This is a genomic window from Phyllobacterium sp. 628, assembly GCF_014189505.1.
Taxonomy (GTDB): Bacteria; Pseudomonadota; Alphaproteobacteria; order Rhizobiales; family Rhizobiaceae; genus Phyllobacterium.
The window spans coordinates 195,158-221,574 of the sequence record NZ_CP050301.1; the positions used below are offsets into that span (position 1 = coordinate 195,158).

Consider the following 26,417-nt stretch of genomic DNA (forward strand, 5'->3'; position numbering starts at 1 on the left):
AAATGGGAACTGAAAAATGCCGTTGATCAATCGTGCGCATGAAATGCAACCAGATGTCGCTGAATGGCGTCGGCATCTGCATGAAAATCCGGAAATTCTCTACGATGTGCACGAGACCTCGCAGTTTGTTGCGGAAAAGCTCCGATCCTTCGGCTGCAACACGGTGGAAACCGGTATTGGACGGACGGGCGTGGTCGGCATCATTCATGGCCGCCATGGTGAGGGTCCGGTCATTGGCATGCGCGCCGATATGGATGCGCTACCCATTCTCGAATCCAGTGGCAAGCCGTGGGCATCGAAAACATCCGGCAAGATGCATGCCTGCGGTCACGACGGCCACACCGCCATGCTGCTCGGCGCAGCACAATATCTGGCCGAAACCCGCAATTTCAAAGGCTCGGTGGCTGTAATCTTCCAGCCTGCCGAAGAAGGCGGCGCGGGTGCGCTCGCCATGATCAATGACGGATTGATGGACCGTTTCTCGATCAAGGAAGTCTATGGCATGCACAACGCACCGGGTTTGCCAGTTGGCCAGTTCGCCCTGCGCAAGGGCTCGATCATGGCAGCGACAGACGAGTTCGAGATCAAGGTGATCGGGCGCGGTGGCCATGCCGCCAAACCGCATACGACAATTGATCCGGTTGTCGCCGCCGCTCATACGGTTCTCGCCCTGCAATCGCTGGTATCGCGCGAACTCGACCCGCTGAAATCCCTGGTCATTTCAGTGGCGATGATTCACGGCGGCGATGCAACCAACGTCATCCCGAACACGGTCACCCTGTCAGGCACCGTTCGTACCCTGGCGCCGGAAATCCGCGAATTCGCCCGCAAACGCGTGACTGAAGTCGCCGAAGCCACAGCCGCTGTTTTCGGTGCAGAGGCAGAAGTGCAGTATGATCAGGGCTATCCGGTCACGTTCAATCATGACCGCGAAACCGATTTCGCCACCGGTGTTGCCCAGCTCATTGCCGGTGACAATGCAGTCAACAGCAACATGCCCCCTGTTATGGGCGCGGAAGATTTTTCCTACATGCTGGAAAAGCGTCCCGGCGCGTTCATCTTCATCGGCAATGGCGACACTGCAGCGCTGCACAATTCGGCCTATGATTTCAATGATGATGCCATACCCTACGGCATCAGCTACTGGGTTTCCGTCGCCGAAACTGCGCTCGCAGCATGATGGCGCAGGCTTAGCCGCAAAAAGAGCTGTAACCGGCTCTTTTTGCGCTTTCTCTGCCTATCGCGCGAATTTGTGGTCTTGGAGGCGCCAATATCGGCTGCCGCCGGCATGTCGGCGCCCGGTTCCCAACACCAATCCGGATAAACAAATGAAAATCAACGGTAATGAAATCCGTCCTGGCAATGTGATCGAACATGACGGCAGCCTCTGGGTCGCCGTACGGACCAATGCAGTCAAGCCCGGCAAGGGCGGCGCCTACAATCAGGTCGAACTGAAGAACCTGCTCAACGGTACCAAGCTGAACGAACGTTTCCGCGCCGCTGAAACCGTTGAAAAGGTCCGTCTTGAGCAGAAGGATTTCTCCTTCCTCTACGAGCAGGGCGAAGCGCTGATTTTCATGGACACCACCAGCTACGAACAGCTCGAACTGCAGAAGGATTTCGTCGGCGATCGCGCTGCATTCCTGCAGGACGGAATGATGGTTACTGTCGAACTTTACGACGAACGTCCGATCGGCATTTCCCTGCCGGATTATGTGACGCTCGCCATCACTGAGGCAGATCCGGTCGTCAAAGGCCAGACTGCGGCTTCGTCCTACAAGCCGGCTGTACTCGAAAACGGCATTCGCGTTCTGGTTCCGCCGTTCATCTCGTCGGGCGAACGCATCATCGTTGATACCAACGAATTGACCTACGTCCGCCGCGCTGACTAAGCAGGCATTATCGGGCGCCGCTTAAGAATGGCGCCCGCATCAACGAATTCAGACGGAGAATGATCTGAAATGGCGCGTTCAGCGATCCTCAATGTAATGGTGCAGGCTGCTATGAAAGCTGGCCGCTCCCTCGCGCGCGATTTTGGCGAAGTGCAGAATCTGCAGGTTTCGCTCAAGGGCCCCGGCGACTATGTCAGCGAGGCTGACCGCCGCGCTGAAGAAATCATCTATACAGAATTGCGCCGTGCCCGGCCGGACTACAGCTTCCTGATGGAAGAAACCGGCACAGTCGAAGGCACGGACGGCCAGCACCGCTGGCTCATCGACCCGCTCGACGGCACGACAAACTTCCTGCATGGCATTCCGATGTTCGCCGTTTCCATCGCGCTTGAACGTCAGGGCCAGATTGTTGCGGGCGTTATTTTCAACCCGGCCATGGATGAACTTTACACGGCTGAGCGTGGCGGCGGCGCCTTCCTCAATGATCGCCGTCTGCGTGTCTCCGGTCGTATCAAGCTGGTTGATTCCGTCATTGGCACCGGCGTTCCGCATCTGGGCCGTGGTCAGCATGGTGACTACCTCTTGCAACTGCGCAATGTCATGGGCGAAGTCTCCGGCATTCGCCGCATGGGCGCTGCAGCACTCGATCTGGCTGCCGTGGCAGCAGGCCGCTTTGATGGCTTCTGGGAAGACGGTCTTTCGCCTTGGGATATCGGCGCAGGCATCATCATGGTACGCGAAGCAGGCGGGTTCATCACCGATCTCGATGGCAGTCAGGATGTTATCGAAAGCAAAGCCATTGTTGCGGGCAACGAAGCCATCCAGCGCGCGCTTTTGAAAACACTGAAGAAGCCGATCTGACCATCGATTTGGCCAGAACAGCTGAGTTTGACTAAAATCAGAACAAATTCAGCTGTTACCGCATTCCACCTTCCATTTTCACCTTAATTTCGGTTAGGGTCGCACAAACCGATTTGGGTTTGTGCGATTTCCGTTCGTTCCATGACACGAACGAGGTTGCTTGGCGCGTGGCTAATGCGGAGACGATGTAATGGCTGATTTCAGTTCGACCCGTCGGGTTATGGACGGTGATGACTTCGATCCATACCGGCTCTCCAGCCCCCGGCTTGTCATGTTATCCATGGCAATCTTTCTTGCCATTGTCGCCTTTCTTGCCGCCATTCTTTTTCGCCAGATTTCCGGCTTCTTCACCACCAATCCCGGTTTGAACGGCCTGATCATTGGCGTTCTCATTGTTGGTATCCTGCTTGCCTTCGGTCAGGTCGTTCGCCTTTTCCCCGAAGTGCGCTGGGTTAACTCCTTCCGTGAGGGCAATTCCGACCCGAACTCCAAGCCGGTCATGCTGGCGCCGATGCGCGCCCTTATTGGACGGCGGCAATCGATGGCGCTGTCGACCAACGCCATGCGCTCCATGCTCGACTCCATCGCCACTCGCCTCGATGAAACACGCGATGTATCGCGCTATCTGATCGGACTGCTGGTGTTTCTCGGTCTCCTCGGCACCTTCTGGGGCCTGCTGGAAACCATCGGATCTATCGGTACGACGATCCAATCGCTGGATCCGCGCGCCGGTGACGCCAATGGCGTTCTCGATGCGTTGAAGGCAGGCCTGCAATCGCCGCTCAAGGGCATGGGCACAGCGTTCTCATCCTCGCTGTTTGGTTTGTCCGGCTCCCTCGTTCTCGGCTTTCTTGATCTGCAGGCGGGCCGCGCTCAGAATCGCTTTTACACGGAACTGGAAAACTGGCTGTCGAGCGTGACGGATCTTGGATCGGACCTGCACGCCATGGATGTTCTCAACAGTGGCACCACCGATGAGTTGCGTTCACTCTCTGAGCGCTTGCAGAACATTCAAGAGACGGGCGGTTCCAGCCAACGCACCACTGCCGCTTTGGCAAGCCTTGCCGAAGGCATTCAGGGGCTGGTCAAAAATATGCGCTCCGAACAGCAAATGATGCGTGACTGGGTGGAAAAGCAGGCTGAAGAACAGAAATCCATGCGAGAGACACTGGCCAAGCTCAGCGAGTCTGTCACCCGCAACAAGGACGCTTGAATATGGCGCTCGGTCGCAACCGCCGCGCTATTCGCCATGTGGATTATTGGCCGGGCTTCGTCGACGCGTTGTCGACGCTTCTGCTGGCGATCATGTTTCTCCTGTCCGTGTTCGTTCTGGCACAGTTTCTCCTCAGCCAGGAAATCACCGGCAAGGATGCGGTGCTCAACCGGCTGAATTCCCAGATCAATGAACTAACCCAGATGCTGTCGCTTGAACAGGGCAACAAGCAGGATCTGGAAGACACAATCGCCAATCTGCAAGCGTCCCTGACCAAGGCGCAAAACGAGCAGTCCCGGTTGCAATCGGCACTCTCGCAAGGTGCAGGCGTTGGCGCAGCGGCCGATGGCAAGATCAGCGAATTGACCGCCGGACTGGAAAACGAAAAGCAGTTGAGCGCCCGAGCCCTGTCGCAGGTTGAAATTCTCAATCAGCAGATTCTGGCATTGCGCAAACAGATCGGCGCACTGGAAGACGCCCTGAATGCCTCCGAGACGCGCGATAAGGAATCCAACACCAAAATTGCCGATCTCGGTAAACGGTTGAACGTTGCGCTGGCGCAACGCGTGCAGGAACTCAACCGCTATCGCTCCGATTTCTTCGGCCGGCTGCGTGAAATTCTCTCCGACCGCGAAAACATACGCATTGTCGGCGACCGCTTTGTCTTCCAGTCCGAAGTGCTGTTTCCTTCAGGCGCGGCCGTGCTGAACGAAGCAGGCTCCGAAGAAATGAAGAAACTGGCCCTCGCCCTCATCGATCTGCAAAAGGAAATCCCTGATGAGATCAACTGGGTGCTGCGGGTCGATGGTCACACGGATAATGTTGCGCTGTCAGGCACGGGCCAGTTCAAAGACAATTGGGAACTCTCGTCGGCCCGCGCTATTTCGGTGGTCAAGTTCCTCATCGCCAACGGCGTTTCCGCCAACCGTCTGGTAGCGGCGGGTTTTGGTGAGTTTCAGCCGCTTGAGCCGGGCGACACACCGGAGGTGCGCGCCCGTAACCGCCGCATCGAGCTCAAGCTGACCGAGCGCTAAAGGAAAATCAGCGCGGCCAGTGCAAGAATTGCTGGCACGCCCTGCACAAGGAAGATGCGCCGGTTGACGCTCAAACCGCCGACAATACCGGCGACGATCACACAGCCGAGAAAAAACACCTTGATGGCAAAGCCCGCTTCGCCAAGCCACAAGCCCCAGACGAGCCCGGCGACGAGAAATCCGTTATAAAGCCCCTGATTGAGCGCCAACGCCTTTGACGCGGAAGCAAATTCCTGCGTCAGCCGGAAAGTCTTCAGCCCCTGCGGCTTATCCCACACCAGCATTTCCAAATACATGAAATAGACATGCAGCAGGGCCACCAGCCCGATGAGAATATTCGCAACCATGATGTCCCCTTTTCACCCCTTGGTGACCTGTTATCCCCTTGCATGGCAACCTTAGCCGCGCAATCATAAGTAGAACAAAGCATTGGGAGGTGTGAATGGCAATGGATGCCGATGCAATCATCGTCGGAGCTGGATTGTCCGGCCTTGTGGCCGCAAACGAGCTGGCGCAGGCGGGTAAAAAAGTCATTCTGCTCGAACAGGAGGGCGAGAATTCCGTCGGCGGGCAAGCCTTCTGGTCGCTGGGCGGCCTGTTCTTCATCGACAGCCCCGAGCAGCGGCGGCTCGGCATCAAGGATTCCTTCGAACTGGCGAAACAGGATTGGCTGGGATCCGCACAATTCGACCGCGCCGAAGACCACTGGCCGAAGCAATGGGCGGACGCCTATCTGCAGTTTGCCGCCGGCGAGAAGCGCAGCTGGCTGCATTCGCTCGGCATGCGCTGGTTCCCGGTCGTCGGTTGGGCAGAACGCGGCGGGGCGCTGGCCAGCGGCCACGGCAATTCGGTGCCGCGTTTTCATCTGACCTGGGGCACAGGCCCGGGTGTTGTTGCGCCATTTGAACGCTTGGTGCGCGAAGCCATCGACAAGGGCTTGATCACGCTCAAATGCCGCCACCGCGTCAATGCCCTGACCACCACCAACGGCGCGGTCACCGGCGTCAGCGGCGACATATTGGAGGCATCGAAAGTGGATCGCGGCCAGCAATCCGGCCGCGAGATCTCCGGCAGTTTCGAGCTTTCAGCTGCGAGCGTGATTGTCACCTCCGGCGGAATCGGTGGTAATCCTGAACTGGTCAAGCGCAACTGGCCGCGCGACCGGCTGGGCAATCCACCCGAGAATGTGGTTGTCGGTGTTCCGCACCATGTCGATGGCCGCATGATCGATATTACCGCCAAAGCTGGTGGTGCCGTCATCAATGCCGATCGTATGTGGCACTACACCGAAGGTTTGAAAAACTGGAACCCCATCTGGCCAAACCATGGGATTCGCATTCTTCCCGGCCCTTCATCTCTGTGGTTCGACGCAAAGGGCAATCGATTCCCTGCGCCGTTCCTGCCGGGTTTCGATACGCTGGGCACGCTGAAGCATATCCTTTCGACCGGATGCGATTACTCCTGGTTCGTTCTGACCCAGAAAATCATCGAAAAAGAATTTGCCCTGTCGGGTTCCGAACAAAACCCTGACATGACCGGCAAGGACTGGAAACTGCTCCTGAAAAACCGTCTCGGCAAAAGCGCTCCGCCGCCGGTCGAAGCTTTCAAACAGCATGGCGAGGATTTCATCGTTCGCGACAATCTGCAGGAACTGGTCAAGGCGATGAATGCCCTGACCGGCGGCAACCTGATCGACCATGATCATCTCAAAAGCCAGATCGAGGCGCGCGACCGCGAAATCAACAACAAGTACTCGAAAGATGCGCAGGTCACCGCCATGCGCGGCGCACAGAACTATATCGGTGATCGTCTGACCCGTATCGCCAAGCCGCACCGGATACTTGATCCCAAGGCGGGGCCATTGATTGCCGTGCGGCTCAATATCCTCACCCGCAAGACGCTGGGCGGATTGCATACCAATTTGAAGTCACAGGTGCTCGACGCTGCCGGAGCGCCCATACCGGGCCTCTATGCAGCAGGTGAAGCCGCCGGCTTCGGTGGCGGCGGCTATCACGGCTATAACGCGCTCGAGGGCACATTCCTTGGCGGCTGCATCTTCTCGGGCAGGGCCGCAGGACGGGCTGCAGCAGGCAAGGGATAAGCTACTCGGCGGCACCGCGGAATGCATCGGCACCCGCTTCAAACTGCAGCTTGGCGAGGTTGGCATAGATCCCGTTCTTCTTGACGAGGCTCTGATGTGTGCCTTCCTCGACAATGCGGCCGTCGTCCATGACGAGAATGCGATCCGCCTTGAGCACGGTCGCCAGACGGTGTGCGATCACCAGTGTGGTGCGTCCCTGCATCAGGTGCTCAAGACCCTTCTGCACCAGAATTTCACTTTCGGCATCGAGCGCCGAAGTTGCCTCGTCCAAGAGCAGAATCGGCGCATCGCGCAGGATCGCCCGGGCGATAGCGATACGCTGGCGCTGACCGCCTGAAAGCATCACACCGCGCTCACCCACCTGGGTTTCATAACCATGGTCCAGCGCCGTGATAAAGTCATGCGCCAGGGCTGCCTTGGCTGCCGCTTCGATCTCCGCATTGCTGGCGCCCGGCCGGCCGAAACCAATATTTTCGCGGGCGGTCGCGGCAAAGATCGTTGTATCCTGCGGCACAATGGCGATGCGCGAGCGCAGGGCAAAAGGATCCGCGTCGCGCAGATCAACACCGTCCACACGAATGCTGCCCGAGACAGGATCGTAATAGCGCAGCAGCAGCGAGAACACCGTGCTCTTGCCCGCTCCGGACGGACCGACAATGGCGACCGTCTCGCCCGGCTTGACGTCGAAATCGAGACCACGCAGCGCAGGCGCGTCAGGGCGTGACGGATAGTTGAAACGTACGTCGTTAAACGTGACTGAGCCAATTGCGGGCTCCGGCAGGGCCACCGGCTTTGCAGGCGCAGCAATAGCGGGTTTTTCCGCCATGATTTCCATCAAACGCTCGGCAGCGCCCGATGCCTGTGACAGCTCACCCCAGACTTCCGAAAGCGCACCGAGCGCCCCGGCAGCAAACACCGCATAAAGCAGGAACTGGCCAAGCGTACCCGGCGAAATCGTACCCGCCAGCACATCGCGCGAGCCGAACCAGAGCACGGCGACCACGCTGGAAAAGATCATGAAAATGGCAAAGGCCGTCAGCACGGCGCGCGCCTTCACCGAGGAACGGGCAGCAGTGAAAGCATTCTCTACGGAAGCACCGAAGCGGCCTGTCGCCAGCTTCTCGTTGGTGAAGGCCTGCAAGGTCCGTACGGAAATGATGGATTCGCTGGCATAAGCGGTCGCAGTCGCCAATGTGTCCTGGGCATTGCGCGAGCGGCGGCGCACCGAGCGCCCGAAGGCAACCAGCGGTATGATGATGAGCGGAATGGCGGCAATCACCAGACCGGAGAGCTTGGCGCTGGTAATAATCATCATCACGATGGCGCCAAAGGCAAGGATCAGATTGCGCAGGGCGATGGATGCTGTTGCGCCAACAGCCGACTTGATCTGTGTTGTATCCGCCGTCAGCCGCGAGACAATCTCGCCCGACTGGGTGCTGTCAAAGAAAGCCGGTGACAATTTCGTGAGATGGGCAAAAACATCGCGGCGCAGGTCGGAAACGATGCGCTCGCCCAGCGTGATGACAAAATAATACCGCCCGCCCGAGGCAACAGCCAGTGCAGCGGCCAGCACAACCAGCATGCCGAAATAATTGTCGATGAAGACGCCATTCGAGCCGGTAAAGCCATGATCAATCATCCGGCGAACGGCGAGCGGCAGCACCAATGTTGTCACAGCAGCAATGCACAGCGAGATCAATGCACCGATCACCATACCCTTGTAACGGGCCATATAGGGGAAGATGCGCTGCAGCGGTTTCAACGAGCGCCGTTTCTTTTCCGCTTCTGCAAAAGCCGTGTCGGCCATTCTTTTCAAGTCTTCCTATATCGCATTGCGACTTTGCGGCCAGATGGCCTTGTTATTGCTTTAAGGCTGATGTATAGGCTCGCCAACAGTTTTGGAAGCCCATGTCCGTGTGACGTTTGGCTTCATCTCTACCAATCGGCTCCGAACCGGCTTTCCACATCGCATGTGGCTCCAGTTTTGTGCCCCTTAAGTTCAGGATTAAGACAGATGAGAGCCAATATTCATCCAGACTACCACAACATCAAGGTTGTGATGACAGACGGCACCGAATACACGACCCGTTCCACATGGGGCAAGGAAGGCGATACGATGAACCTCGATATCGATCCGTCCACACATCCAGCTTGGACCGGTGGTTCGCAGCAGCTCACAGACCGTGGCGGCCGCGTTTCGAAGTTCAAGAGCCGCTTCGCCAATCTGGGTATTTAATCCCTTCGGCATACCGGATTTTAAAAACGGCTCCGTTCATTCGGGGCCGTTTTTCTTTGCCTGCAATCCTGATGATCAATTGCGTTCTGCGACGACAATCAACTCTTGGCTCGTTGTCTGCACCGGGCCCTGGTGCCAATCGCCATACCATATGGTTTTACTGAACCCAGCAGCATACAAACGCTGCTCTATCTCGGTTTGCAACAGAAACCTTAGCGTGCTGCCATTGACGATGGTTTTGCCGGTTCGATGGAATGTATGATCGGTCGCGAACGACACCAGATCAGCATCCACCGATATCAGCCGGTGCTGCACGGTAACCTCGCCCACCCCTTCAACAGAGATTGTCTTTCCAGTTCGTTCCGGCGTCCAGTCCTCCCACGCCTTGGCAAGCGGATTGCGGCTTTCGAAGATCAGCCGCCCGCCCTTGCCAAGATGCTCAAAGGCCGTCTTGAAGACAGCACGCACGTCGTCATCGGTTAAAAACACCTGAAACACATGGCCGGTCATGATGACGAGGTCAAAGCTCTGCTCCAACTTCAGTAAACGTGCATCGCCCTCGATCCACGTAACACCTCCGCCGCCTTTCCTGTGCCGCGCTATGTCGAGCATTTCGCCCGCAGGCTCAACGCCGGTGACGTTATGCCCTCGCGCTGACAGCATGCACGCCAGCAAGCCGGTGCCGCAGCCAAGGTCGAGTATGCGCTTTGCTGGTCCCGCAATGTGAAGATAGAATTCCGTGTCATCGCGCGCCGGATTGAGCGCATCATAAAGCGCGGTCAGATCACGGTTTGTGTAAATGTCGTCCTGCATCATGCCGTCTGCCTCGCCTTTGCTTTGTAAACTCAACTCTACTCCCGTCTCACGTGCTTGCACCCGCCCACGAATTCATATTCCTTGCTTCCATCATTTGACACGGAGGAAACCATGCAGGACGGAGCTGTGAAACTGGTGCGAGCAACAACGGACGATGCAGCCGCTGTGCGTGCGCTCGTCCGCTCAGCTTATGCCAAGTGGATTCCTGTGATTGGCCGCGAACCCAAGCCTATGGTTGCGGATTATGACCATGCGGTTGAACATCATCGTGTCGATCTTCTCTATGCCGGAGACGAACTCGCCGCCCTTATCGAGACTATCGCAGAAAGCGACCATCTCCTGATCGAGAACATTGCTGTCGCACCCCCGTTTCAAGGCCGTGGCTATGGCAAACGCTTGATGGCCCATGCGGAACAACTAGCTGCTTCCCTCGGATTTGACGCGTTGCGTCTCTTCACCAACAAACAGTTCGCTGAAAATGTCGCGCTGTATCTCAAACTCGGCTACCGGATCGACCGGGAAGAACCCTTCATGGGCGGCTTTTCGTTGTATATGAGCAAGCCTGTCGCCAAAGCTGCCTGATATCTATTCTTCAGCGTCACTCGCCTTGCAATCGGACAGCAGCGTCTTTTCCGCCGAGCCCGGTGCCGCGTCGAGATAAGAAAGAATCGCCGCATCGCCCTTGGTGTGCCAGCGATAGCTATCCGCCTTGTCGATGGCGATATAGAGCGCTCCAGACCCGCTCTGTGAGGTCCGCATCGGCACCAGCTTGTTTTCGACATTGATCACGGCGAAGGATGAACCATCCTTGGTGTTGATATAGGTGGCGTCAACAATGACGCCGCGTTCGCACTGATAGGTGGATTGCTCGATTCGGTCCTCGGCGGCCTGTTCCGCCGCCATCACCGGCCATGGGTGAACCGCACTCAAAGTGAAAGCTGCAACCACCAACAGTTTCTTCATGATCGTTCCTCTTGCTGTCGCTGCCACAAGTCATAACGCAGAAGACACAGCGAAAAGAGGGGCCGCCGCAAAAATTGGTCGCGTGACGCAACCAAGCCACAGTGTGTCAGGTTGTATGAATGAGGAGCAAGTAAATCAGGCAGCCGTTTGACAAGTCACGACGACGTCCATAGCTTTTCCATAGCTTATCTGCGTGCAAGGGAGAGGGAAACCCAATGACCGACGTGACCACAGGTAGCAACAGCGCTGTTACAGCGCCAATCGAGCCAAGTCTTCACAGGGTGATGGGCCCTTGGCTTCTTCTTCTCTTCATCGTTGGCGATATTCTTGGCACCGGTATTTATGCGCTTACCGGTCAGGTGGCAAAGCAGGTCGGCGGTGTTGTCTGGCTGCCTTTTCTGGTTGCCTTCATCGTCGCGGTTGTCACTGCCATGAGTTATCTCGAACTGGTAACCAAATATCCAAAGGCTGCGGGGGCGGCCCTTTACACCCACAAGGCTTTTGGCATCCATTTCATCACATTCATCGTGGCCTTTACGGTGATGTGCTCGGGTATTACCTCGGCATCAACGGCATCGCGCGCCTTTGCCGCCAATCTGTCCGGAGCCTTTCAGCTCAACCTTGAAACCGGCATCGGCATCACCCTTGTCGCCCTCGCCTTCATGGCGATTGTCGCTATCGTCAATTTTCGCGGCGTGGGCGAAAGCGTCAAGGCCAATGTGGTGCTGACTGTGGTTGAACTGACCGGTCTGTTGATCATTATCTTCATCGGCCTTTGGGCCATCGTCGGCGGACAGGGCGACGTATCGCGCATCACCCAATTCGCGACGTCACCGGATTCCAGCATCTTCTGGTCGATCATGGCAGCAACGACACTGGCCTTTTTCGCCATGGTCGGCTTCGAAGATTCGGTTAATATGGCGGAGGAATGCAAAGACCCTTCGAAGATCTTTCCAAAGGTTTTGCTGATCGGTCTGTTTATAACGGGCGGGATTTATGTGCTCGTTTCAATTTCAGCGATCACATTGGTTTCACCGGAAGAGCTTGGTGTCGGTGAAACACCGCTGCTGAAAGTCGTGCAGGCCGGTGCGCCAAATTTCCCCTTATGGATTTTCGGCTTCATCACCATGTTTGCTGTCGCCAACAGCGCTCTGATCAACATGCTGATGGCCAGCCGCCTCGTCTATGGCATGAGCCGTGAGCGCGTGCTGCCGCCGCTGCTTGGCAAGGTGCATGCGGGCCGCCGCACACCCTATATTGCCATTGGCTTCACCACATTGCTGGCTTTTGCCCTCATCACCTTTGTCGGAGAGGTTCCGGCCCTCGGCGGCACAACGGCTCTGTTGCTGTTGTTCGTCTTCACTGTCGTCAACATTGCTGTGCTGATTCTGCGGCGTGAAAAGGTCGCGCACGAGCATTTCCGTACGCCGACATTTTTGCCCGTACTTGGCGCAATTTCCTGCGCCTTCTTTGCCGGTCCATGGACGGGCCGTGATCCAGTGCAATACAAGATCGCCGGTGTTCTTATAGGCGTGGGGGTCTTGCTCTGGATTGTCACCGTTCTGGTCAATCGCGCTACGGGTGTTGCACCGGCTGAACCGGATATGGAAGCGCTGGGCGGTGATGGACCGGTGAACTAGGCAAGCCTGCATTGCCATTGTACGTGGTTCGACAAGCTCACCATGAGGGGGATGGAGGATTGCAATGATGATCGTCAGCGTTGCAAACCTTGGCACCTTGTAACGCACCACTCTCCTTCATGGTGAGCTTGTCGAACCACGTGCCATAACTCTTGCAGCCATCAACAAACAAAAGCCCGCCAGTGCGAAACCAGCGGGCTTTTTAAAAAACGGTTGGGCTTAAGCTGCGCTGAGCTTGGCCAGAACTTCGTCGCTGACTTCGAAGTTCGCATAGACGTTCTGCACGTCATCATCATCATCGAGGGTCGAAATCAGCCGCAGAACTGACTGCGCCCGCTCTTCATCAACCGGAGCCGTGGTCTGCGGCTTCCAGATCGCCTTGATGGATTCGGCTTCGCCAAGAGCGCTTTCCAGCGCCTTGGATACATCGCCAATGTCCTCGAAAGCGCAAAGAATGATATGGCCGTCCTCATCGCTTTGAGCATCTTCGGCACCAGCCTCAATGGCTGCATCCATGATCTTGTCGGCGCCGCCGGCTTCCGGCTTGTAGGTGATTTCACCCACGCGGCTGAACATGAAACCGACCGAGCCGGTTTCGCCCAACGCACCACCGGATTTGGTGAAGGCTGCACGGACATTCGACGCTGTACGGTTGCGGTTGTCGGTCAAGGCTTCAACGATAACGGCAACGCCGCCCGGGCCATATCCTTCGTAGCGTACTTCTTCGTAATTATCGCTGTCACCGCCCGCGGCCTTCTTGATGGCGCGTTCGATATTGTCTTTTGGCATGGACTGCGCGCGCGCATTCTGCACGGCAAGGCGCAAGCGCGGGTTCATCAGCGGGTCGGGCAGACCCTGCTTGGCGGCAACGGTGATTTCGCGCCCAAGCTTGGAGAAAATCTTCGACCGCACGGCGTCCTGACGCCCTTTGCGATGCATGATGTTTTTAAACTGTGAATGGCCTGCCATGGCACCCCTGCGTGCTTTGATCTGGTTCTGCCGTTTCCTCACGGAAGCCTGCGAACCAAGGCTGCAGGCTGTTCAGGCGGAAACATGCGTCTGGAATGGCGCCCTTATAGGTAAAAAGCGGCGTCTCGTCCAGCACCCGGATCATCATACATTTTGATCAATTCAGGGAAATGCGAGCCGCGTATCGGCATAGCCGGCTTTCGATACGCTGGAGCAGAGATCAAACCATTCGCATCCACCACACGCTTTGCGGGTTGCGCCCTGCTTGAACGCGGCGCGGAAGCTTTCGACCATTTTCCGGTCGAGCACGAGAATATCGCCTGATGTGATGGTTTTGCCGAGCAGCAGCCCGACATCATGCGCAGCCTTGGCATCGCGCTCCACCACACTGTCCCAAAAACAGTGCGGGTCTTCCTCGCCCAGCAGGGGCTGGCAGATATCGTCCGGCCCCTCCTGGATAAGAATATCCTCACCGGCGGCAAGCCGTGCGATGATTTTATCGTAATTGCCGGTAAAGGCCGGACTATAGCCTTTACCGACATAGGTCAGCATGCACAGAAGATGGTGCGCACGCAGTTTGATGGTCAAGGCTTGCGCACCATGATGCCCGAGCGGCGCAGCATTTCAATCACTGCTGCAGCAAGACCGGATTTCAGCACAGCGCCGATCAGGAATGGCAGAACACCGGCTGTCCATGCGGTTTCAAGACCAAACAGATGCACCAGCCATGACGCACCGAGCACGAGGCAAAGCAGGTTGCCAAACAACATGACTGCGGCTGAAACAAATGGATTGCGAGTCAGTCCGCGCTCGGCAAGGAAACCAACAACGGCAGCCACAACTGGGAAGGCTGCGAGGTAACCGGCAGTCGGACCGACAAACTGGATAAAGCCACCTGCGCCACCAGACAATACCGGCATACCGATCATCGCTTCGCCGAGCCAGGCGAGAACGGTAAGACCGCCAAGGCGCCAGCCATAGAGAGCGCCGATCATGGTGACGGCAAATGTCTGCATGGTCACAGGAACCGGAAACATCGGCACCGAAATCCACGAGCTGACGGCTAGGAACGCTGTGCCGATAACAACCGCAAATGCCTTCCAGGCAATGGAGCGGTCTGCCAGCTTCAGCGGGACGAAAGCGTTGGAGAGTGTCATCTGGGTCATCGAAGTCATATCCTCAAGCGAGTGTGATAGGAGAGGGCGTGATCAGGATCAGCGCTTTTTCTTGGTCTTGCGTGCCAGCATGTTAAGCGCTTCAACCAGCGCCGAGAAGCCCATAGCCGCATAAATGTAGCCTTTCGGCACATGGAAGCCGAAGCCGTCGGCAATCAGCGTCATACCGATCATCAGGAGGAAGCCCAGCGCCAGCATGACAATGGTCGGGTTGGCGGCAATGAACTTCGACAATGGTTCGGCGGCGAGCAGCATGACTGTTACGGCAGCAAGAACAGCAATCACCATAATGGCGATCTCGTCAGTCATGCCAACAGCGGTGATGATGGAATCGACCGAGAATACCAGATCGAGCACCAAAATCTGGAAGACGGCTGCACCCATGGTGAGTGTCACCGCCTTGCCGATTACATCTTCCTTGGCATCCTCGTGATCGACCGTGTGGTGGATTTCCTTGGTCGCCTTCCAAACAAGGAAGAGACCACCGGCGATCAGGATCAGATCGCGCCAGGAGAAACCGTGCCCGAAAGCTTCGAAAACCGGTGCGGTCAGCTTGACGATGATCGAGATCGTGAACAGCAGCAGCAGACGCAGGATGAGCGCAGCACCGATACCAATGCGGCGGGCGCGGGCCTGCTGCTCTTTCGGAAGCTTATTGGTCAGGATTGAAATGAAGATCAGATTATCGATGCCCAGCACGATCTCCATGACCACAAGCGTGACCAGAGCGATGAGACCGGATGGCTGATAGATGAAATCGAAATGCGAGATAAAGCTTTCCATGGGGTCGTTCCTGACGTGTTAGAGACCGGATGGTAATTTATTTCCAGAATGCGGGTATGGTTTCCTCCAGCCGCGGACCGATCCGCAACGGTGAAATCTTTTCGGCGAGGCCGGTGCGGTCGGATATCTCGACACCAACGCCGCAGATTGTCGCCTTGCCGCTGGCAGCTTCAAACCGGCCTTTGGCCACTTTCGACAGAAAGCGGTTCAATGGCTCTTCCTTGTCCATGCCCAGCGATGAATCATAATCGCCGCACATGCCAGCATCCGACATATAGGCGGTGCCGCCATTGAGGATTTGCGCATCGGCCGTGGGAACATGGGTATGCGTGCCGACAACAAGGCTGGCGCGGCCATCGACAAAATGGCCAAAACACTGTTTTTCACTGGTGGCTTCCGCATGGAAGTCAAAGACAACCGCATCGGCCTGTTCCCCGAGCGGGCATGCTGCCAGAATTTCCTCGCCGGTGGTGAAGGGGTCATGCAAGTCCGGATGCATGAAAACGCGGCCCATGATGTTGGAAACGAGGACGCGCGCGCCATTCTTGGCGATATAGACACCGGAGCCTTTACCGGCCGTGCCAAGCGGAAAATTGGCCGGGCGCAAAAAGCGCTGTTCGCGCTCAGCAAAGATCAGTGCTTCGCGCTGGTCCCAGACGTGGTTGCCAGTGGTGACAACATCGGCACCGGCATTGATCGTATCGTGGAAAATCTCTTCCGTGATGCCAAAACCGCCCGCGGCGTTCTCACCGTTGACGATGACAAAATCCAGCTTCAGATCGGATATCAATCCCGGCAATTGCTCATAGACCGCTGTCCGGCCCGAACGCCCCACCATGTCACCAAGAAAGAGTAATCTCACACGCATATCCTGAAAGTGAGCTCTGATCCCTGCCAGAGCCTGAAATGATCGATTGGCTTTATCCGTCTAGCTGAAGTGGCGCAACCCGCTTTCCGTCAGGATTGCCTCCAGCGGCACATCATGCGGCTCATCCGGTACGGTTTCAACCTGCTGGCAGTCGAATGCCACGCCAATCAGGCGCGGGTTCACACCTTTGATCTGCAGATGCGCAATAGCCCGGTCGTAGTAACCCGCACCATAACCAATGCGATGACCACGCACATCAAAGGCAGCCAGCGGAACGAGCATCAATGTCGGGTCAAGTACAGGTGCCTCAACCGGCGGTCCAACTGTACCAAAACCCGTATCGATCATCGGCGCACCACGCACCAGTTCGCGAAACAGGATCGTTTGTTTGTCGATAATCGCGGGAAGACAGAGGCGGGCGCCGCGCTCACGCAAGCCGAACAGCAGCGGACGCAAATCGACTTCCGAGCGGATCGGCCAAAAACCCGAGACAATTGCCCCCGGTTCAAGCGAGATTGCCGCCAGCCCGAAATCCGCAATACGCATGGAGGCTTCAATGCGAAACTCCGGCACCAGCGCATCACGGCGGCCCAATGCTTCCAGTCGAAGTTTTTTCTTCAGCTCTTTGATAGGGGAGAGGTGCTGCACGGTCTTGATTTCATGAGGCGCCAGCTGACAGGCCGGCTCGGGATGGATCAGGGGCAGTAAAAATAAGAGTGGCGTCCACACAACCGATGGAGAAGTCGATCCCGGGAACCTACAAAGTAGGTGGGTGCCGTGTGAAGAAGCCCACGGGCCTCCTCAGGGACAGCTCCCTAAGGGATCATTAAGGCCCCGGGGAATATGTCTCTCCTGTCGAGAAGCGCAGAACGCCGATCCGAATATAGGATGGATGGATGCATTGCACCAGTGCGCGGCTAACGATTTTCGTCTCCTGACACAACGTTGTCAGCGGCCCGGTTGTTGATGGACGTTTCACAGGCTACGGTTGCTTTGAGTCGCGGGGGAGACGCACATCATGACGATGTCCATGTATCAGGCATCCGTGCCGGTTTTTAAGCGTTTGCTGACAAACAGTGCCGGTATTCTGCAGAAAGCCGAAGCCCATGCGATGGCCAGAAGCATCGACCCCCGGCGCCTGCTCGAACAAAGATTGGCTCCGGATATGTTTCCACTGGCGATTCAGGTGCAGATCGTGGCCGACGGTGCGCGCGGCTGTATCGCCCGGCTCGCTGGACATGCATTGCCGGAACCCGATGCGTCCCGGTTTGCCGTGTTCAATCGGGGCTATCATCAGGATTTTCACGAATCGGAGAAAACCTTCCCTGCCCTGACCGCCTACGTCAAAGATGCGCTCGACTATCTGCATTCGGTCGAGCCAAAAGACATTGACGGAACCGAAAATTCGCCGATAGAGGTGACCTGGCGCGGCACGACAAGGCACTTTCGCGGCCTGCCCTTTCTGCGCGATTATGTACTGCCGAACTTTTATTTCCACCTGACCATCAGCTACGCAATCCTGCGGATTGCCGGCGTCCCCCTAGGCAAGCAGGATTTTGAAGGCCCGCCGGCCTATACCAACGCACTCGCCCGCTAGGAACAGAAGCCTGGCTGTTGCATCTTGCCCTCGCCTTGTTGCGCCCCTAATCTTTGCCCAGCATGAAAGGGATATCGATGCGGTTTGAAGGAACAGCAGCCTATGTGGCTGACAAGGATTTGATGATTGCGGTCAACGCGGCAATTGCGCTTGAGCGGCCGCTTCTGGTCAAGGGCGAACCCGGCACCGGCAAGACCGAACTGGCACGCCAAATCGCTGCAGCCCTTGATCTGGAACTGATTGAGTGGAACGTCAAATCCACCACCAAGGCACAGCAGGGTCTCTACGAATATGATGCGGTCAGCCGCCTCCGCGATTCGCAACTTGGCGACGCACGCTTCAATGACATTGCCAACTACATCAAGCCGGGCAAACTTTGGAATGCTTTCACTACGGACAAGAAAGTGGTGCTGCTTATTGACGAGATCGACAAGGCCGATATCGAATTTCCCAATGATCTGCTGCAGGAACTCGACCGCAACGAATTCCACGTCTACGAAACCGGAGAGACCATCCGAGCCATCCACCGGCCGATCGTCATCATCACCTCCAACAATGAAAAGGAATTGCCGGATGCTTTTCTGCGCCGTTGTTTCTTTCACTATATCCGCTTCCCGGACGTCGAGACGCTGACCAAGATCGTCGAGGTGCATTATCCCAACATCAAGCAGAATCTTGTGCGTGCCGCCCTCACCCAATTCTATGAAATCCGCGATGTTCCGGGCCTGAAGAAAAAACCTTCCACGTCGGAAGCGCTGGACTGGATTCGCCTGCTGGTTTCTGACGACATCGCCCCGGAAGATTTGCGCGCCGATCCGAAAAACGCCTTGCCAAAGCTGCATGGGGCACTGCTGAAAAACGAACAGGACGTGCATCTTTTCGAGCGCCTGGCATTCATGGCGAGGCGGCAGGGGTAGTTCCATGCCTTTGCCCGAACGTCAGAAGGTTCTGATCTACGCGACATGCGGCAAAAGGCTACTGGTTTTTGATGAACCGGATTTTCCTGACGTCGAGGTGCAGGTTCCGGGCGGCACCGTTGATCCCGGTGAGGATATTCTGACCGCTGCCCAGCGGGAGTTTTGTGAAGAGACGGGCCTGCCCTGCCCCGATCAAATGAACCTGCTGGCAACTGTCCTCTATGAGTTTCACAAGAGCGACGGAATACATCACCATCGCCGCAGCTTCTTTCATGCGCCGCTCAACCCACCCTTGGCGGAAACGTGGAAGCACTACGAAAATTTTCCTGATAGCGGTGAAGCACCCATTCTTTTCCGCTTTTTCTGGATGAAGCTTGGCGAAGCAAACGCTAAGCTCGGCTACGGTATGAACCAACTACTCGATCGGATACCGCAATGACCCTCACCATTCGTCCCATTCAAAAAACTGATGAGCCCGAATGGCGCCGGCTATGGACCGGATATCTGACCTTTTACGAAACAACAGTGCCGGAAGAAGTCTATCAGACCACGTTTGCCCGGCTCCTGTCTGGCAGCGAGCATGAATATCGCGGGTTCATCGCCGAACTGGACGGCAAGCCGGTCGGGCTGGCGCATTATCTGTTTCATCGCCATTGCTGGACCATCGCCGATACCTGTTATCTTCAGGACCTCTTCGCTGATCCGGATGTACGCGGTCAGGGCATCGGCCGGGCATTGATCGAAGCTGTGCATGCCGAAGCCACAAAAGCCGGATCGAAATATGTCTATTGGTCAACGGCGCACGACAATACGAACGCCCGCAAACTTTATGACCGGATCGGGGAATTGACCCCTTTCATTGAATATAACAAGCGGGTCTAGCGATGTTCCTTCCCTTCTTTCTTGAACTGAAAGCAGCAAAGATTCCGATTTCCCTGCGGGAATATTTGACGCTGCTCGAGGGGCTCGATGCGGGATTGGTGACCTATGATGTCGAAGGCTTTTATTATCTCGCCCGCGCGGCTCTGGTGAAAGACGAGCGGCATATGGACCGGTTTGATCAGGTCTTTGGCCACGTGTTCAAAGGGCTGGAACTGCTTGGCGGCGATGTCGGCATTGACGTCGCCAATCTTCCTGAGGAATGGTTGCGGCGGCTCGCTGAAAAGCACCTGACGGACGAAGAAAAGAAACTGGTCGAGGCGCTCGGCGGCTTTGACAAACTGATGGAAACATTGCGCCAACGGCTGGAAGAACAAAAGGGTCGGCACCAGGGCGGGTCGAAATGGATCGGCACAGCCGGAACGTCCCCGTTTGGTGCCTATGGCTATAATCCCGAAGGCGTGCGCATCGGTCAGGATGAGGGCCGCCATGGCCGTGCGGTCAAGGTGTGGGACAAGCGGGAGTTCAAGAATTTTGATGACAGCGTCGAGCTTGGTACCCGCAACATTAAAGTAGCGTTGAAACGCTTGCGCCGCTGGGTACGCGAAGGCGCTGATGACGAACTCGATCTTTCAGGCACGATCAAATCCACCGCAGAACACGGTTATCTCGACGTGCAGACCCGTCCGGAACGGCGCAATCATGTGAAACTGCTGATGTTCTTCGATGTCGGCGGCTCCATGGACGAGCATATCAAGATTGCCGAAGAACTGTTTTCGGCCGTGCGCTCGGAATTCAAGCACATGGAATATTTCTACTTCCACAACTGCCTCTATGAAGGGGTGTGGAAGGACAATCGCCGCCGCCATGCCGAAGTAATCCCGACACTCGACGTGCTTCATAAATATGGGTCAGACTACAAGGTGATTTTCGTCGGCGACGCTGCCATGGCACCCTACGAAGTCTCACATCCCGGCGGTTCGGTCGAGCACTGGAATGAAGAAGCAGGTGCAGTTTGGCTGGGCCGCGTGCTGGAACATTGGAAGAATGCCGCGTGGCTCAATCCCTCGAAGGAACAATATTGGGATTATACCGCCTCGACGGCGATGATCCGCAAGATTTTCGCGCACCGCATGTATCCGATGACCCTCGCAGGTATCGAAGGCGCGACGCGCGAACTCTCACGCAGGCATTGATTTGCAAGCTGCAGGGGCGGTGGTGCGTGGTTCGACAAGCTCACCATGAGGGAGATGGCGGCTGCAAGGCCAATCGGAAACCTTGCAGTTTGAACGGTCTTTCAGAACGTGGTTCCCTGAAGTCATCCCTCTCCCTCATGGTGAGCTTGTCGAACCACGAACCGCCACTACTGCAGCCAAGTCTGCTGCATCTCAATCATTACCCAAATGAGTAACCAGCACCGCGCACCGTGCGGATTGGGTCGATTGACCGGCCAATATTGATTGCCTTGCGCAAACGTCCGACATGCACGTCAACAGTGCGGTCGTCCACATAAATGTCAGCGCCCCAAACATTGTCGAGAAGCTGCCCGCGCGAGAAAACGCGGCCCGGGGACTGCATCAGGAATTCCAGCAGGCGAAATTCTGTCGGTCCAAGTTTCAGCTCACGCTCCTTGCGGAACACGCGGTGCTGTTCACGGTCCAGTTTCAGATCACCGAAACTCAGCACGTGCGACAGCAGGCTCGGATTGACCCGGCGCAGCATGGCTTTGATGCGGGCCAGAAGTTCCGGCGTCGAGAACGGCTTGACCATGTAATCGTCAGCACCGGTCGCAAGGCCGCGCACCCGTTCGCTCTCTTCACCGCGTGCCGTCAGCATGATGATCGGCAGGATTTCCGTTTCGCGCCGTGCCCGCAGACGACGGCACAATTCGATGCCGGAAAGGCCGGGCAACATCCAGTCGAGGATGAGAAGATCCGGCACTTTTTCACGCAATGCGATTTCGGCTTCGTCACCGCGCGCAATTGTTTCAACGATATAGCCTTCGGCTTCAAGATTGTACCGGAGGAGGACGCTCAGAGCTTCCTCGTCCTCCACAACAGTGATTTTGGGAGCTATCGCCATTCTCAGATTCCTAGTTAAGGCTGTCTGGCTTCATCAACGATGATGCTGTGCGTCTGGTCTTCTTTCGGCCGTTCAGCCGGAAGCTGGGCACCGGTCACGATGTAATAGACCGTTTCAGCAATGTTGGTTGCGTGATCCCCGATGCGCTCGATATTCTTGGCGCAAAAGAGAAGGTGTGTGCAGGCAGAGATGTTGCGCGGATCTTCCATCATGTAGGTCAGGAGTTCCCGGAACAGCGAGGTGTAGAGCGCGTCGATTTCGTCATCGCGCTCGCGCACAATATTGACCTGCTGAACTGAACGCGTTGCATAGGCGTCAAGCACATCTTTCAGCTGGGTCAGCGCCAGTTCTGCAATCGTCTGCAGGCCACGATAGACGGAAAGCGTCTGACGGGTATCGGTGACGGCAACGACGCGCTTGGCGATATTCTTACCCAGGTCGCCGACGCGTTCGAGATCCGAAGAAATACGGATCGCGCCGATGATTTCGCGCAGATCGATTGCCATTGGCTGGCGCTTGCCAATGATCGTGATGGCCTTTTCATCAATTTCGCGTTGTCCGGCGTCAAGGATCAGATCGTCCGAAATAACGCGCTGGGCCAGCGCATTGTCGGAATTGACCATGGCAGTGACGGCCTGTTCAACCATACGCTCGGCATGACCGCCCATTTCGGCGATCTTGTGTGTCAGGAACTTCAGTTCGTCGTCATAGGAACGGACGGTATGCTGCGACTCGGTCATATCTTTATCCTTGTTTCCCGTGATTAGCCGAAGCGTCCGGTAATGTAGTCCTGCGTGCGCTTTTCCGTCGGATTGGTGAACATCAGTTCCGTATCGCCAACCTCAACCAGATTGCCGAGGTGGAACATTGCCGTGCGCTGGGAAACGCGGGCAGCCTGCTGCATCGAGTGGGTCACGATGACGATGGTGTAGTTCTGGCGCAATTCATCGATCAGCTCTTCCACCTTTGCCGTGGCAATCGGATCAAGCGCCGAGCAGGGTTCATCCATCAGGATAACTTCCGGACTGACCGCAATGGCGCGGGCTATGCACAGACGCTGCTGCTGACCACCGGAAAGACCTGTACCAGCTTCGTGCAGGCGATCTTTCACTTCATCGAACAGACTGGCGCGGCGCAGGCTCTTCTCAACGATTTCTTCCAGCTCGTGCCGGTTCTTGGCAAGGCCGTGAATGCGCGGACCATAGGCGACGTTCTCGAAAATCGACTTCGGGAATGGATTGGGCTTCTGGAAAACCATGCCGACGCGGGCACGCAGTTCAACCACGTCGATCTTTGGATTGTAGATATCCTCTTCATCGAGCGTGATCTTGCCGCCGATCTTGCAGCCTTCAATCGTATCATTCATGCGGTTAAGCGAGCGAAGGAACGTGGACTTGCCGCAACCGGACGGACCGATCAGCGCTGTCACCATCTTTTCCGGCACGTCGAGGCTGACACCGAACAGGGCCTGCTTGTCGCCATAATGAACGGTGACATCTTTACCCTGCATTTTGATCATATTGACCTGTGCACTCATTTTGTCATTTACCGCTTTTTCGAGAGATCGTTCTGTCATCAGATTCATAATTCGCTCCCGTTTACCAGCGCCGCTCGAAGCGGCGACGCAAAATGATGGCCGTGATGTTCATTACCGCAAGAAAGAGAAGCAGCATGATGATAGCGCCTGATGTGCGTTCAACAAAGGCGCGTTCCGCTTCATTGGCCCACATATAGATTTGCACCGGCAGGGCAGTTGATGGATCAAGCGGCGTCACCGGATAATTGGCGACAAAGGCCACCATGCCGATCAGCAGCAACGGCGCAGTTTCGCCCAGTGCATGGGCAAGGCCGATGATCGTACCGGTCAGGATGCCGGGTGCAGCCAGTGGCAGCACGTGATGAAATACCATCTGCGTCTTCGAAGCGCCGATACCGAGCGCCGCTGAACGAATGGATGGCGGCACAGCGCGCAAGGCAGCGCGGGTGGCGATAATAATGGTAGGCAATGTCATCAGGGTCAGAACGAGACCGCCAACCAGGGAGGCCGAGCGCGGCAGACCAAAGAAATTGATGAACACCGCAAGGCCAAGCAGACCGAACACGATCGACGGAACCGCTGCGAGGTTGTTGATGTTGACCTCGATAATATCGGTCAGGCGGCTCTTCTTGGCATATTCCTCCAGATAGATCGAAGCGGCCACGCCTATCGGCAGCGAGAGGCAGAGAACGATCATCATCATGTAGAGCGAACCGATCAGCGCCACACCAAGACCCGACGTTTCCGGACGGCTTGATGCGCCGTAGGTGAACAAACCGGTGTTGAAGCGCTGAGCCATAGCGCCTTCCTTGGCCAGAGTATTCATCCAGCCAACCTGACGGTCGGATACCTTGCGGTTTGCCTGATCGACAGTCAGATCAATCTGACCCTTGAAGGCTGAATCGATATCGCCGCCGGTCAGCACCCAGAGATTTTGTGTCGTCCCGATCAATGCCGGATTGCCGGCGACCAGTTCACGCAGCTGATTGCGCGATCCATCGGAGACGAGCTTGCCCATCTCACGAATGGCAGGCTTGTCATCAAGGCTGATGCCAAGCTTTTCGGCCAGAGCATTGCGGACCAGCAGCGGATAGTTTGCGGTGAGCAGCACGTTGGGATCAGTCGCGCGCTTGTTGGTCGGATCAATGACCTTCTCGTCGAGCTTGACCGCAAGATTAAGCTCGGTCTGCCAGAAGGCGGTGTAGCCATTGGAAATGACCGAGAAGAGCAATGCAACCAGAAAGAACAGACCGATGGCGATGGCGGTGATGCCATAAATCTTGAACCGGCGCTCGGCTGCGTAACGGCGCTTGAGACCAATATCGCGCCGGACCACTTTCGTTGGAGCGATAGCAGCAGGATTGAGTGTTGTGTCGGTCATTCGTACTGCTCCCGGTACTTACGCACGATGTAAAGCGCGAAGATGTTCATCGCCAACGTGATGAAGAAAAGTGTGAGGCCAAGGGCGAATGCCACCAGCGTCTGCGGTGAGTTGAATTCCAGATCGCCCGTCAGCTGGTTGACGATCTTGACGGTAATGGTCGTCATCGCATCGAACGGATTGATGTTGAGGTTGGCGGCAACACCCGCCGCCAGAACCACGATCATGGTTTCGCCGATAGCGCGCGAGGCTGTCAGCAGCAGCGCGCCGACAATACCCGGCAAGGCGGCAGGCAGCACGACGCGGCGGATAGTTTCGGATCGCGTTGATCCAAGACCGAGCGAGCCATCGCGCAGTGAGCCCGGTACGGCAGTGATGATATCATCCGACAGCGAGGAGACGAAAGGAATGAGCATCACACCCATAACGATGCCGGCTGTCAGCACGCTCTGCGCCATGATGAACGGATAGCCACCCGCAATGGCTGCACTGAGATCACGCAGGAAGGGTCCGACGGTGACAAGGGCAAAGAAGCCATAGACAATCGTTGGAATACCCGCGAGCACTTCCAGCAGCGGCTTGACCACGGACCGCACTGTGCGGCTGGCATACTCAGCCATGTAGATCGCGGCGAAGAGGCCAACTGGCACGGCAAAGAGCATGGCGACCAGCGCGATATAGAGCGTTCCGGCAAGAAGGGGGATCAGGCCAAACTGGCCCTGGCTGGCGTCGCCGCCAGCTGCGGCAAAGCGCGGGTCCCACACGGTGCCGAAAAAGAAGGTTGACGGGGTTACCGACTGGAAGAAGGTAATCGTCTGGAAAAGCATGGACAGGACGATACCAACCGTTGTCAGGATGGCGATTGTCGAGGCGGCGAGCAGACCCCAAAGGATGATCCGCTCGACATTGTTGCGGGCGCGGGTACGAACATTCACACCGGACAGGCCGAAAACGGCACCGGCAAGCGCAAGAGCAATGGCGACAACAGCCCCGATATTTTTGGCGCGTGCCGTACTCTTGTTCCACTGCACGGCGATCGGGATCATGAAGTCCTGACCTTCCGTGGCAAGGGCAACGCCCTTGTCGGACAGGATCGGCCGCAATTCAGCAAACGTGGTCGGCAGGTTTGCGCGTTCCTGATCCGTCAGCTTATCAAGGCCGCGAGCGATACCGGCGACCATGCCGATTTCAAGGCTTTGGCTGGCAATCACGCTCTCATTGTTATGAGCCGGCAAACTTTCGACCGCTTGGTGCTCAATATAAAAACCTGAAGCCACCACCCATACGGCGATAAAGATGACCGCAGGCAATACGGAAACCAGAAAAACCCACCAGCCGTGATAATGCGGCAAGGAATGGGCCTTGATGCTTCTGTCATCTCTGCGCACGGCACGCTGGCGTCCTAGAAAGAACCCGGCAATGCCAATGGCGATGACAATCAATACAACCAACAAGGTGGACATCAACGCTTCC

The 26,417-nt window shown here is 56.6% G+C and carries 29 protein-coding genes and 1 other RNA gene; 14 read left to right on the forward strand and 16 right to left on the reverse strand.

What is annotated here, in order from left to right; translation table 11 throughout:
- Positions 1 to 16 precede the first annotated feature (16 nt).
- The 5 genes from HB779_RS02460 to HB779_RS02480 all read left to right on the forward strand — a co-directional run bounded on the left by HB779_RS02460 (position 17) and on the right by HB779_RS02480 (position 5,000).
- A complete protein-coding gene (locus HB779_RS02460) occupies positions 17 to 1,180 on the forward strand; it encodes a M20 aminoacylase family protein (RefSeq protein ID WP_188344242.1) in 1,164 nt (387 codons plus the stop codon).
- A 148-nt stretch (positions 1,181 to 1,328) separates the two neighbouring features.
- Positions 1,329 to 1,892 (forward strand): elongation factor P, encoded by a 564-nt coding sequence (gene efp, locus HB779_RS02465; protein WP_182548798.1) that lies wholly within the window; start codon positions 1,329 to 1,331, stop codon positions 1,890 to 1,892.
- A 69-nt stretch (positions 1,893 to 1,961) separates the two neighbouring features.
- On the forward strand, positions 1,962 to 2,753 hold the full coding sequence (locus tag HB779_RS02470; protein ID WP_188344243.1) for an inositol monophosphatase family protein: 792 nt from the start codon (positions 1,962 to 1,964) through the stop codon (positions 2,751 to 2,753).
- 190 nt (positions 2,754 to 2,943) lie between these two features.
- Positions 2,944 to 3,966: a MotA/TolQ/ExbB proton channel family protein gene (locus HB779_RS02475; protein WP_188344244.1), complete on the forward strand. Its 1,023-nt coding sequence runs from the start codon at positions 2,944 to 2,946 to the stop codon at positions 3,964 to 3,966.
- A gap of 2 nt (positions 3,967 to 3,968) precedes the next feature.
- Positions 3,969 to 5,000 (forward strand): peptidoglycan -binding protein, encoded by a 1,032-nt coding sequence (locus HB779_RS02480; RefSeq protein ID WP_188344245.1) that lies wholly within the window; start codon positions 3,969 to 3,971, stop codon positions 4,998 to 5,000.
- On the opposite strand, the gene HB779_RS02485 is transcribed toward HB779_RS02480, so the two are convergent.
- Positions 4,997 to 5,347: a DUF1304 domain-containing protein gene (locus tag HB779_RS02485; protein WP_188344246.1), complete on the reverse strand. Its 351-nt coding sequence runs from the start codon at positions 5,345 to 5,347 to the stop codon at positions 4,997 to 4,999. The two genes, HB779_RS02480 and HB779_RS02485, sit on opposite strands and share 4 nt — an antisense overlap.
- A gap of 95 nt (positions 5,348 to 5,442) precedes the next feature.
- Here HB779_RS02485 and HB779_RS02490 point away from each other — a divergent pair, with 95 nt between their 5' ends.
- A complete protein-coding gene (locus HB779_RS02490; RefSeq protein ID WP_188344247.1) occupies positions 5,443 to 7,101 on the forward strand; it encodes an FAD-binding dehydrogenase in 1,659 nt (552 codons plus the stop codon).
- 1 nt (position 7,102) lies between these two features.
- On the opposite strand, the gene HB779_RS02495 is transcribed toward HB779_RS02490, so the two are convergent.
- A complete protein-coding gene (locus HB779_RS02495; protein WP_188344248.1) occupies positions 7,103 to 8,908 on the reverse strand; it encodes an ABC transporter transmembrane domain-containing protein in 1,806 nt (601 codons plus the stop codon).
- Positions 8,909 to 9,115: 207 nt separating this feature from the next.
- On the opposite strand from HB779_RS02495, the gene rpmE reads away from it, so the two are divergent.
- Positions 9,116 to 9,337, forward strand: a complete 222-nt coding sequence (gene rpmE / locus HB779_RS02500) for a 50S ribosomal protein L31 (RefSeq protein WP_091879845.1) — start codon at positions 9,116 to 9,118, stop codon at positions 9,335 to 9,337.
- A gap of 75 nt (positions 9,338 to 9,412) precedes the next feature.
- On the opposite strand, the gene HB779_RS02505 is transcribed toward rpmE, so the two are convergent.
- Positions 9,413 to 10,186 carry a bifunctional 2-polyprenyl-6-hydroxyphenol methylase/3-demethylubiquinol 3-O-methyltransferase UbiG gene (locus HB779_RS02505; RefSeq protein WP_210302601.1) on the reverse strand — a complete coding sequence of 258 codons (774 nt, stop codon included), beginning with the start codon at positions 10,184 to 10,186 and terminating at the stop codon, positions 9,413 to 9,415.
- Positions 10,187 to 10,264: 78 nt separating this feature from the next.
- Here HB779_RS02505 and HB779_RS02510 point away from each other — a divergent pair, with 78 nt between their 5' ends.
- Positions 10,265 to 10,735 (forward strand): GNAT family N-acetyltransferase, encoded by a 471-nt coding sequence (locus tag HB779_RS02510; RefSeq protein ID WP_188344249.1) that lies wholly within the window; start codon positions 10,265 to 10,267, stop codon positions 10,733 to 10,735.
- Between the two features lie 3 nt (positions 10,736 to 10,738).
- On the opposite strand, the gene HB779_RS02515 is transcribed toward HB779_RS02510, so the two are convergent.
- Positions 10,739 to 11,116, reverse strand: a complete 378-nt coding sequence (locus tag HB779_RS02515; RefSeq protein WP_188344250.1) for an MliC family protein — start codon at positions 11,114 to 11,116, stop codon at positions 10,739 to 10,741.
- Positions 11,117 to 11,331: 215 nt separating this feature from the next.
- On the opposite strand from HB779_RS02515, the gene HB779_RS02520 reads away from it, so the two are divergent.
- On the forward strand, positions 11,332 to 12,756 hold the full coding sequence (locus tag HB779_RS02520) for an APC family permease (RefSeq protein ID WP_188344251.1): 1,425 nt from the start codon (positions 11,332 to 11,334) through the stop codon (positions 12,754 to 12,756).
- A gap of 219 nt (positions 12,757 to 12,975) precedes the next feature.
- Here HB779_RS02520 and HB779_RS02525 read toward each other — a convergent pair whose 3' ends face one another.
- The 7 genes from HB779_RS02525 to ssrS form a co-directional block, all read right to left on the reverse strand.
- Positions 12,976 to 13,725, reverse strand: a complete 750-nt coding sequence (locus HB779_RS02525; protein WP_188344252.1) for a YebC/PmpR family DNA-binding transcriptional regulator — start codon at positions 13,723 to 13,725, stop codon at positions 12,976 to 12,978.
- A 162-nt stretch (positions 13,726 to 13,887) separates the two neighbouring features.
- Positions 13,888 to 14,313, reverse strand: coding sequence for a DUF1284 domain-containing protein (locus HB779_RS02530; RefSeq protein ID WP_188344253.1), 426 nt, complete (start codon positions 14,311 to 14,313; stop codon positions 13,888 to 13,890).
- A complete protein-coding gene (locus HB779_RS02535; RefSeq protein WP_188344254.1) occupies positions 14,310 to 14,891 on the reverse strand; it encodes a biotin transporter BioY in 582 nt (193 codons plus the stop codon). Before HB779_RS02535 ends, HB779_RS02530 begins: the two co-directional genes overlap by 4 nt.
- A gap of 48 nt (positions 14,892 to 14,939) precedes the next feature.
- The gene (locus HB779_RS02540) at positions 14,940 to 15,683 is read right to left on the reverse strand and encodes a TerC family protein (RefSeq protein ID WP_188344255.1); all 744 of its coding nucleotides are present in this window, start codon (positions 15,681 to 15,683) and stop codon (positions 14,940 to 14,942) included.
- Between the two features lie 37 nt (positions 15,684 to 15,720).
- Positions 15,721 to 16,545, reverse strand: coding sequence for a TIGR00282 family metallophosphoesterase (locus tag HB779_RS02545; protein WP_188344256.1), 825 nt, complete (start codon positions 16,543 to 16,545; stop codon positions 15,721 to 15,723).
- A 66-nt stretch (positions 16,546 to 16,611) separates the two neighbouring features.
- Positions 16,612 to 17,199, reverse strand: coding sequence for a 5-formyltetrahydrofolate cyclo-ligase (locus HB779_RS02550; RefSeq protein ID WP_188344257.1), 588 nt, complete (start codon positions 17,197 to 17,199; stop codon positions 16,612 to 16,614).
- A gap of 69 nt (positions 17,200 to 17,268) precedes the next feature.
- Positions 17,269 to 17,425, reverse strand: a non-coding RNA gene (ssrS, locus tag HB779_RS02555) — 6S RNA.
- 144 nt (positions 17,426 to 17,569) lie between these two features.
- Between ssrS and HB779_RS02560 the strand changes: the two genes are divergently transcribed.
- The 5 genes from HB779_RS02560 (at position 17,570) to HB779_RS02580 (ending at position 21,140) form a co-directional block, all read left to right on the forward strand.
- A complete protein-coding gene (locus HB779_RS02560; RefSeq protein ID WP_188344258.1) occupies positions 17,570 to 18,148 on the forward strand; it encodes a DUF1993 family protein in 579 nt (192 codons plus the stop codon).
- A gap of 77 nt (positions 18,149 to 18,225) precedes the next feature.
- Complete coding sequence (locus HB779_RS02565; RefSeq protein WP_188344259.1) at positions 18,226 to 19,065, forward strand: MoxR family ATPase; 840 nt, start codon at positions 18,226 to 18,228, stop codon at positions 19,063 to 19,065.
- 4 nt (positions 19,066 to 19,069) lie between these two features.
- A complete protein-coding gene (locus HB779_RS02570; protein WP_188344260.1) occupies positions 19,070 to 19,504 on the forward strand; it encodes an NUDIX domain-containing protein in 435 nt (144 codons plus the stop codon).
- Positions 19,501 to 19,947 carry a GNAT family N-acetyltransferase gene (locus tag HB779_RS02575; RefSeq protein WP_188344261.1) on the forward strand — a complete coding sequence of 149 codons (447 nt, stop codon included), beginning with the start codon at positions 19,501 to 19,503 and terminating at the stop codon, positions 19,945 to 19,947. Before HB779_RS02570 ends, HB779_RS02575 begins: the two co-directional genes overlap by 4 nt.
- Before the next feature lie 2 nt (positions 19,948 to 19,949).
- Positions 19,950 to 21,140 (forward strand): VWA domain-containing protein, encoded by a 1,191-nt coding sequence (locus tag HB779_RS02580; protein WP_188344262.1) that lies wholly within the window; start codon positions 19,950 to 19,952, stop codon positions 21,138 to 21,140.
- 199 nt (positions 21,141 to 21,339) lie between these two features.
- Here HB779_RS02580 and phoB read toward each other — a convergent pair whose 3' ends face one another.
- The 5 genes from phoB to pstC all read right to left on the reverse strand — a co-directional run bounded on the left by phoB (position 21,340) and on the right by pstC (position 26,407).
- Positions 21,340 to 22,026 carry a phosphate regulon transcriptional regulator PhoB gene (gene phoB, locus HB779_RS02585; protein ID WP_188344263.1) on the reverse strand — a complete coding sequence of 229 codons (687 nt, stop codon included), beginning with the start codon at positions 22,024 to 22,026 and terminating at the stop codon, positions 21,340 to 21,342.
- A 14-nt stretch (positions 22,027 to 22,040) separates the two neighbouring features.
- Positions 22,041 to 22,766: a phosphate signaling complex protein PhoU gene (gene phoU, locus HB779_RS02590; protein ID WP_105734424.1), complete on the reverse strand. Its 726-nt coding sequence runs from the start codon at positions 22,764 to 22,766 to the stop codon at positions 22,041 to 22,043.
- Between the two features lie 23 nt (positions 22,767 to 22,789).
- Positions 22,790 to 23,563 (reverse strand): phosphate ABC transporter ATP-binding protein PstB, encoded by a 774-nt coding sequence (gene pstB / locus HB779_RS02595; protein ID WP_244642534.1) that lies wholly within the window; start codon positions 23,561 to 23,563, stop codon positions 22,790 to 22,792.
- Between the two features lie 61 nt (positions 23,564 to 23,624).
- On the reverse strand, positions 23,625 to 24,944 hold the full coding sequence (gene pstA, locus HB779_RS02600) for a phosphate ABC transporter permease PstA (RefSeq protein WP_188344265.1): 1,320 nt from the start codon (positions 24,942 to 24,944) through the stop codon (positions 23,625 to 23,627).
- Positions 24,941 to 26,407 (reverse strand): phosphate ABC transporter permease subunit PstC, encoded by a 1,467-nt coding sequence (gene pstC, locus HB779_RS02605; RefSeq protein WP_188344266.1) that lies wholly within the window; start codon positions 26,405 to 26,407, stop codon positions 24,941 to 24,943. Before pstC ends, pstA begins: the two co-directional genes overlap by 4 nt.
- Between the last annotated feature and the right edge of the window lie 10 nt (positions 26,408 to 26,417).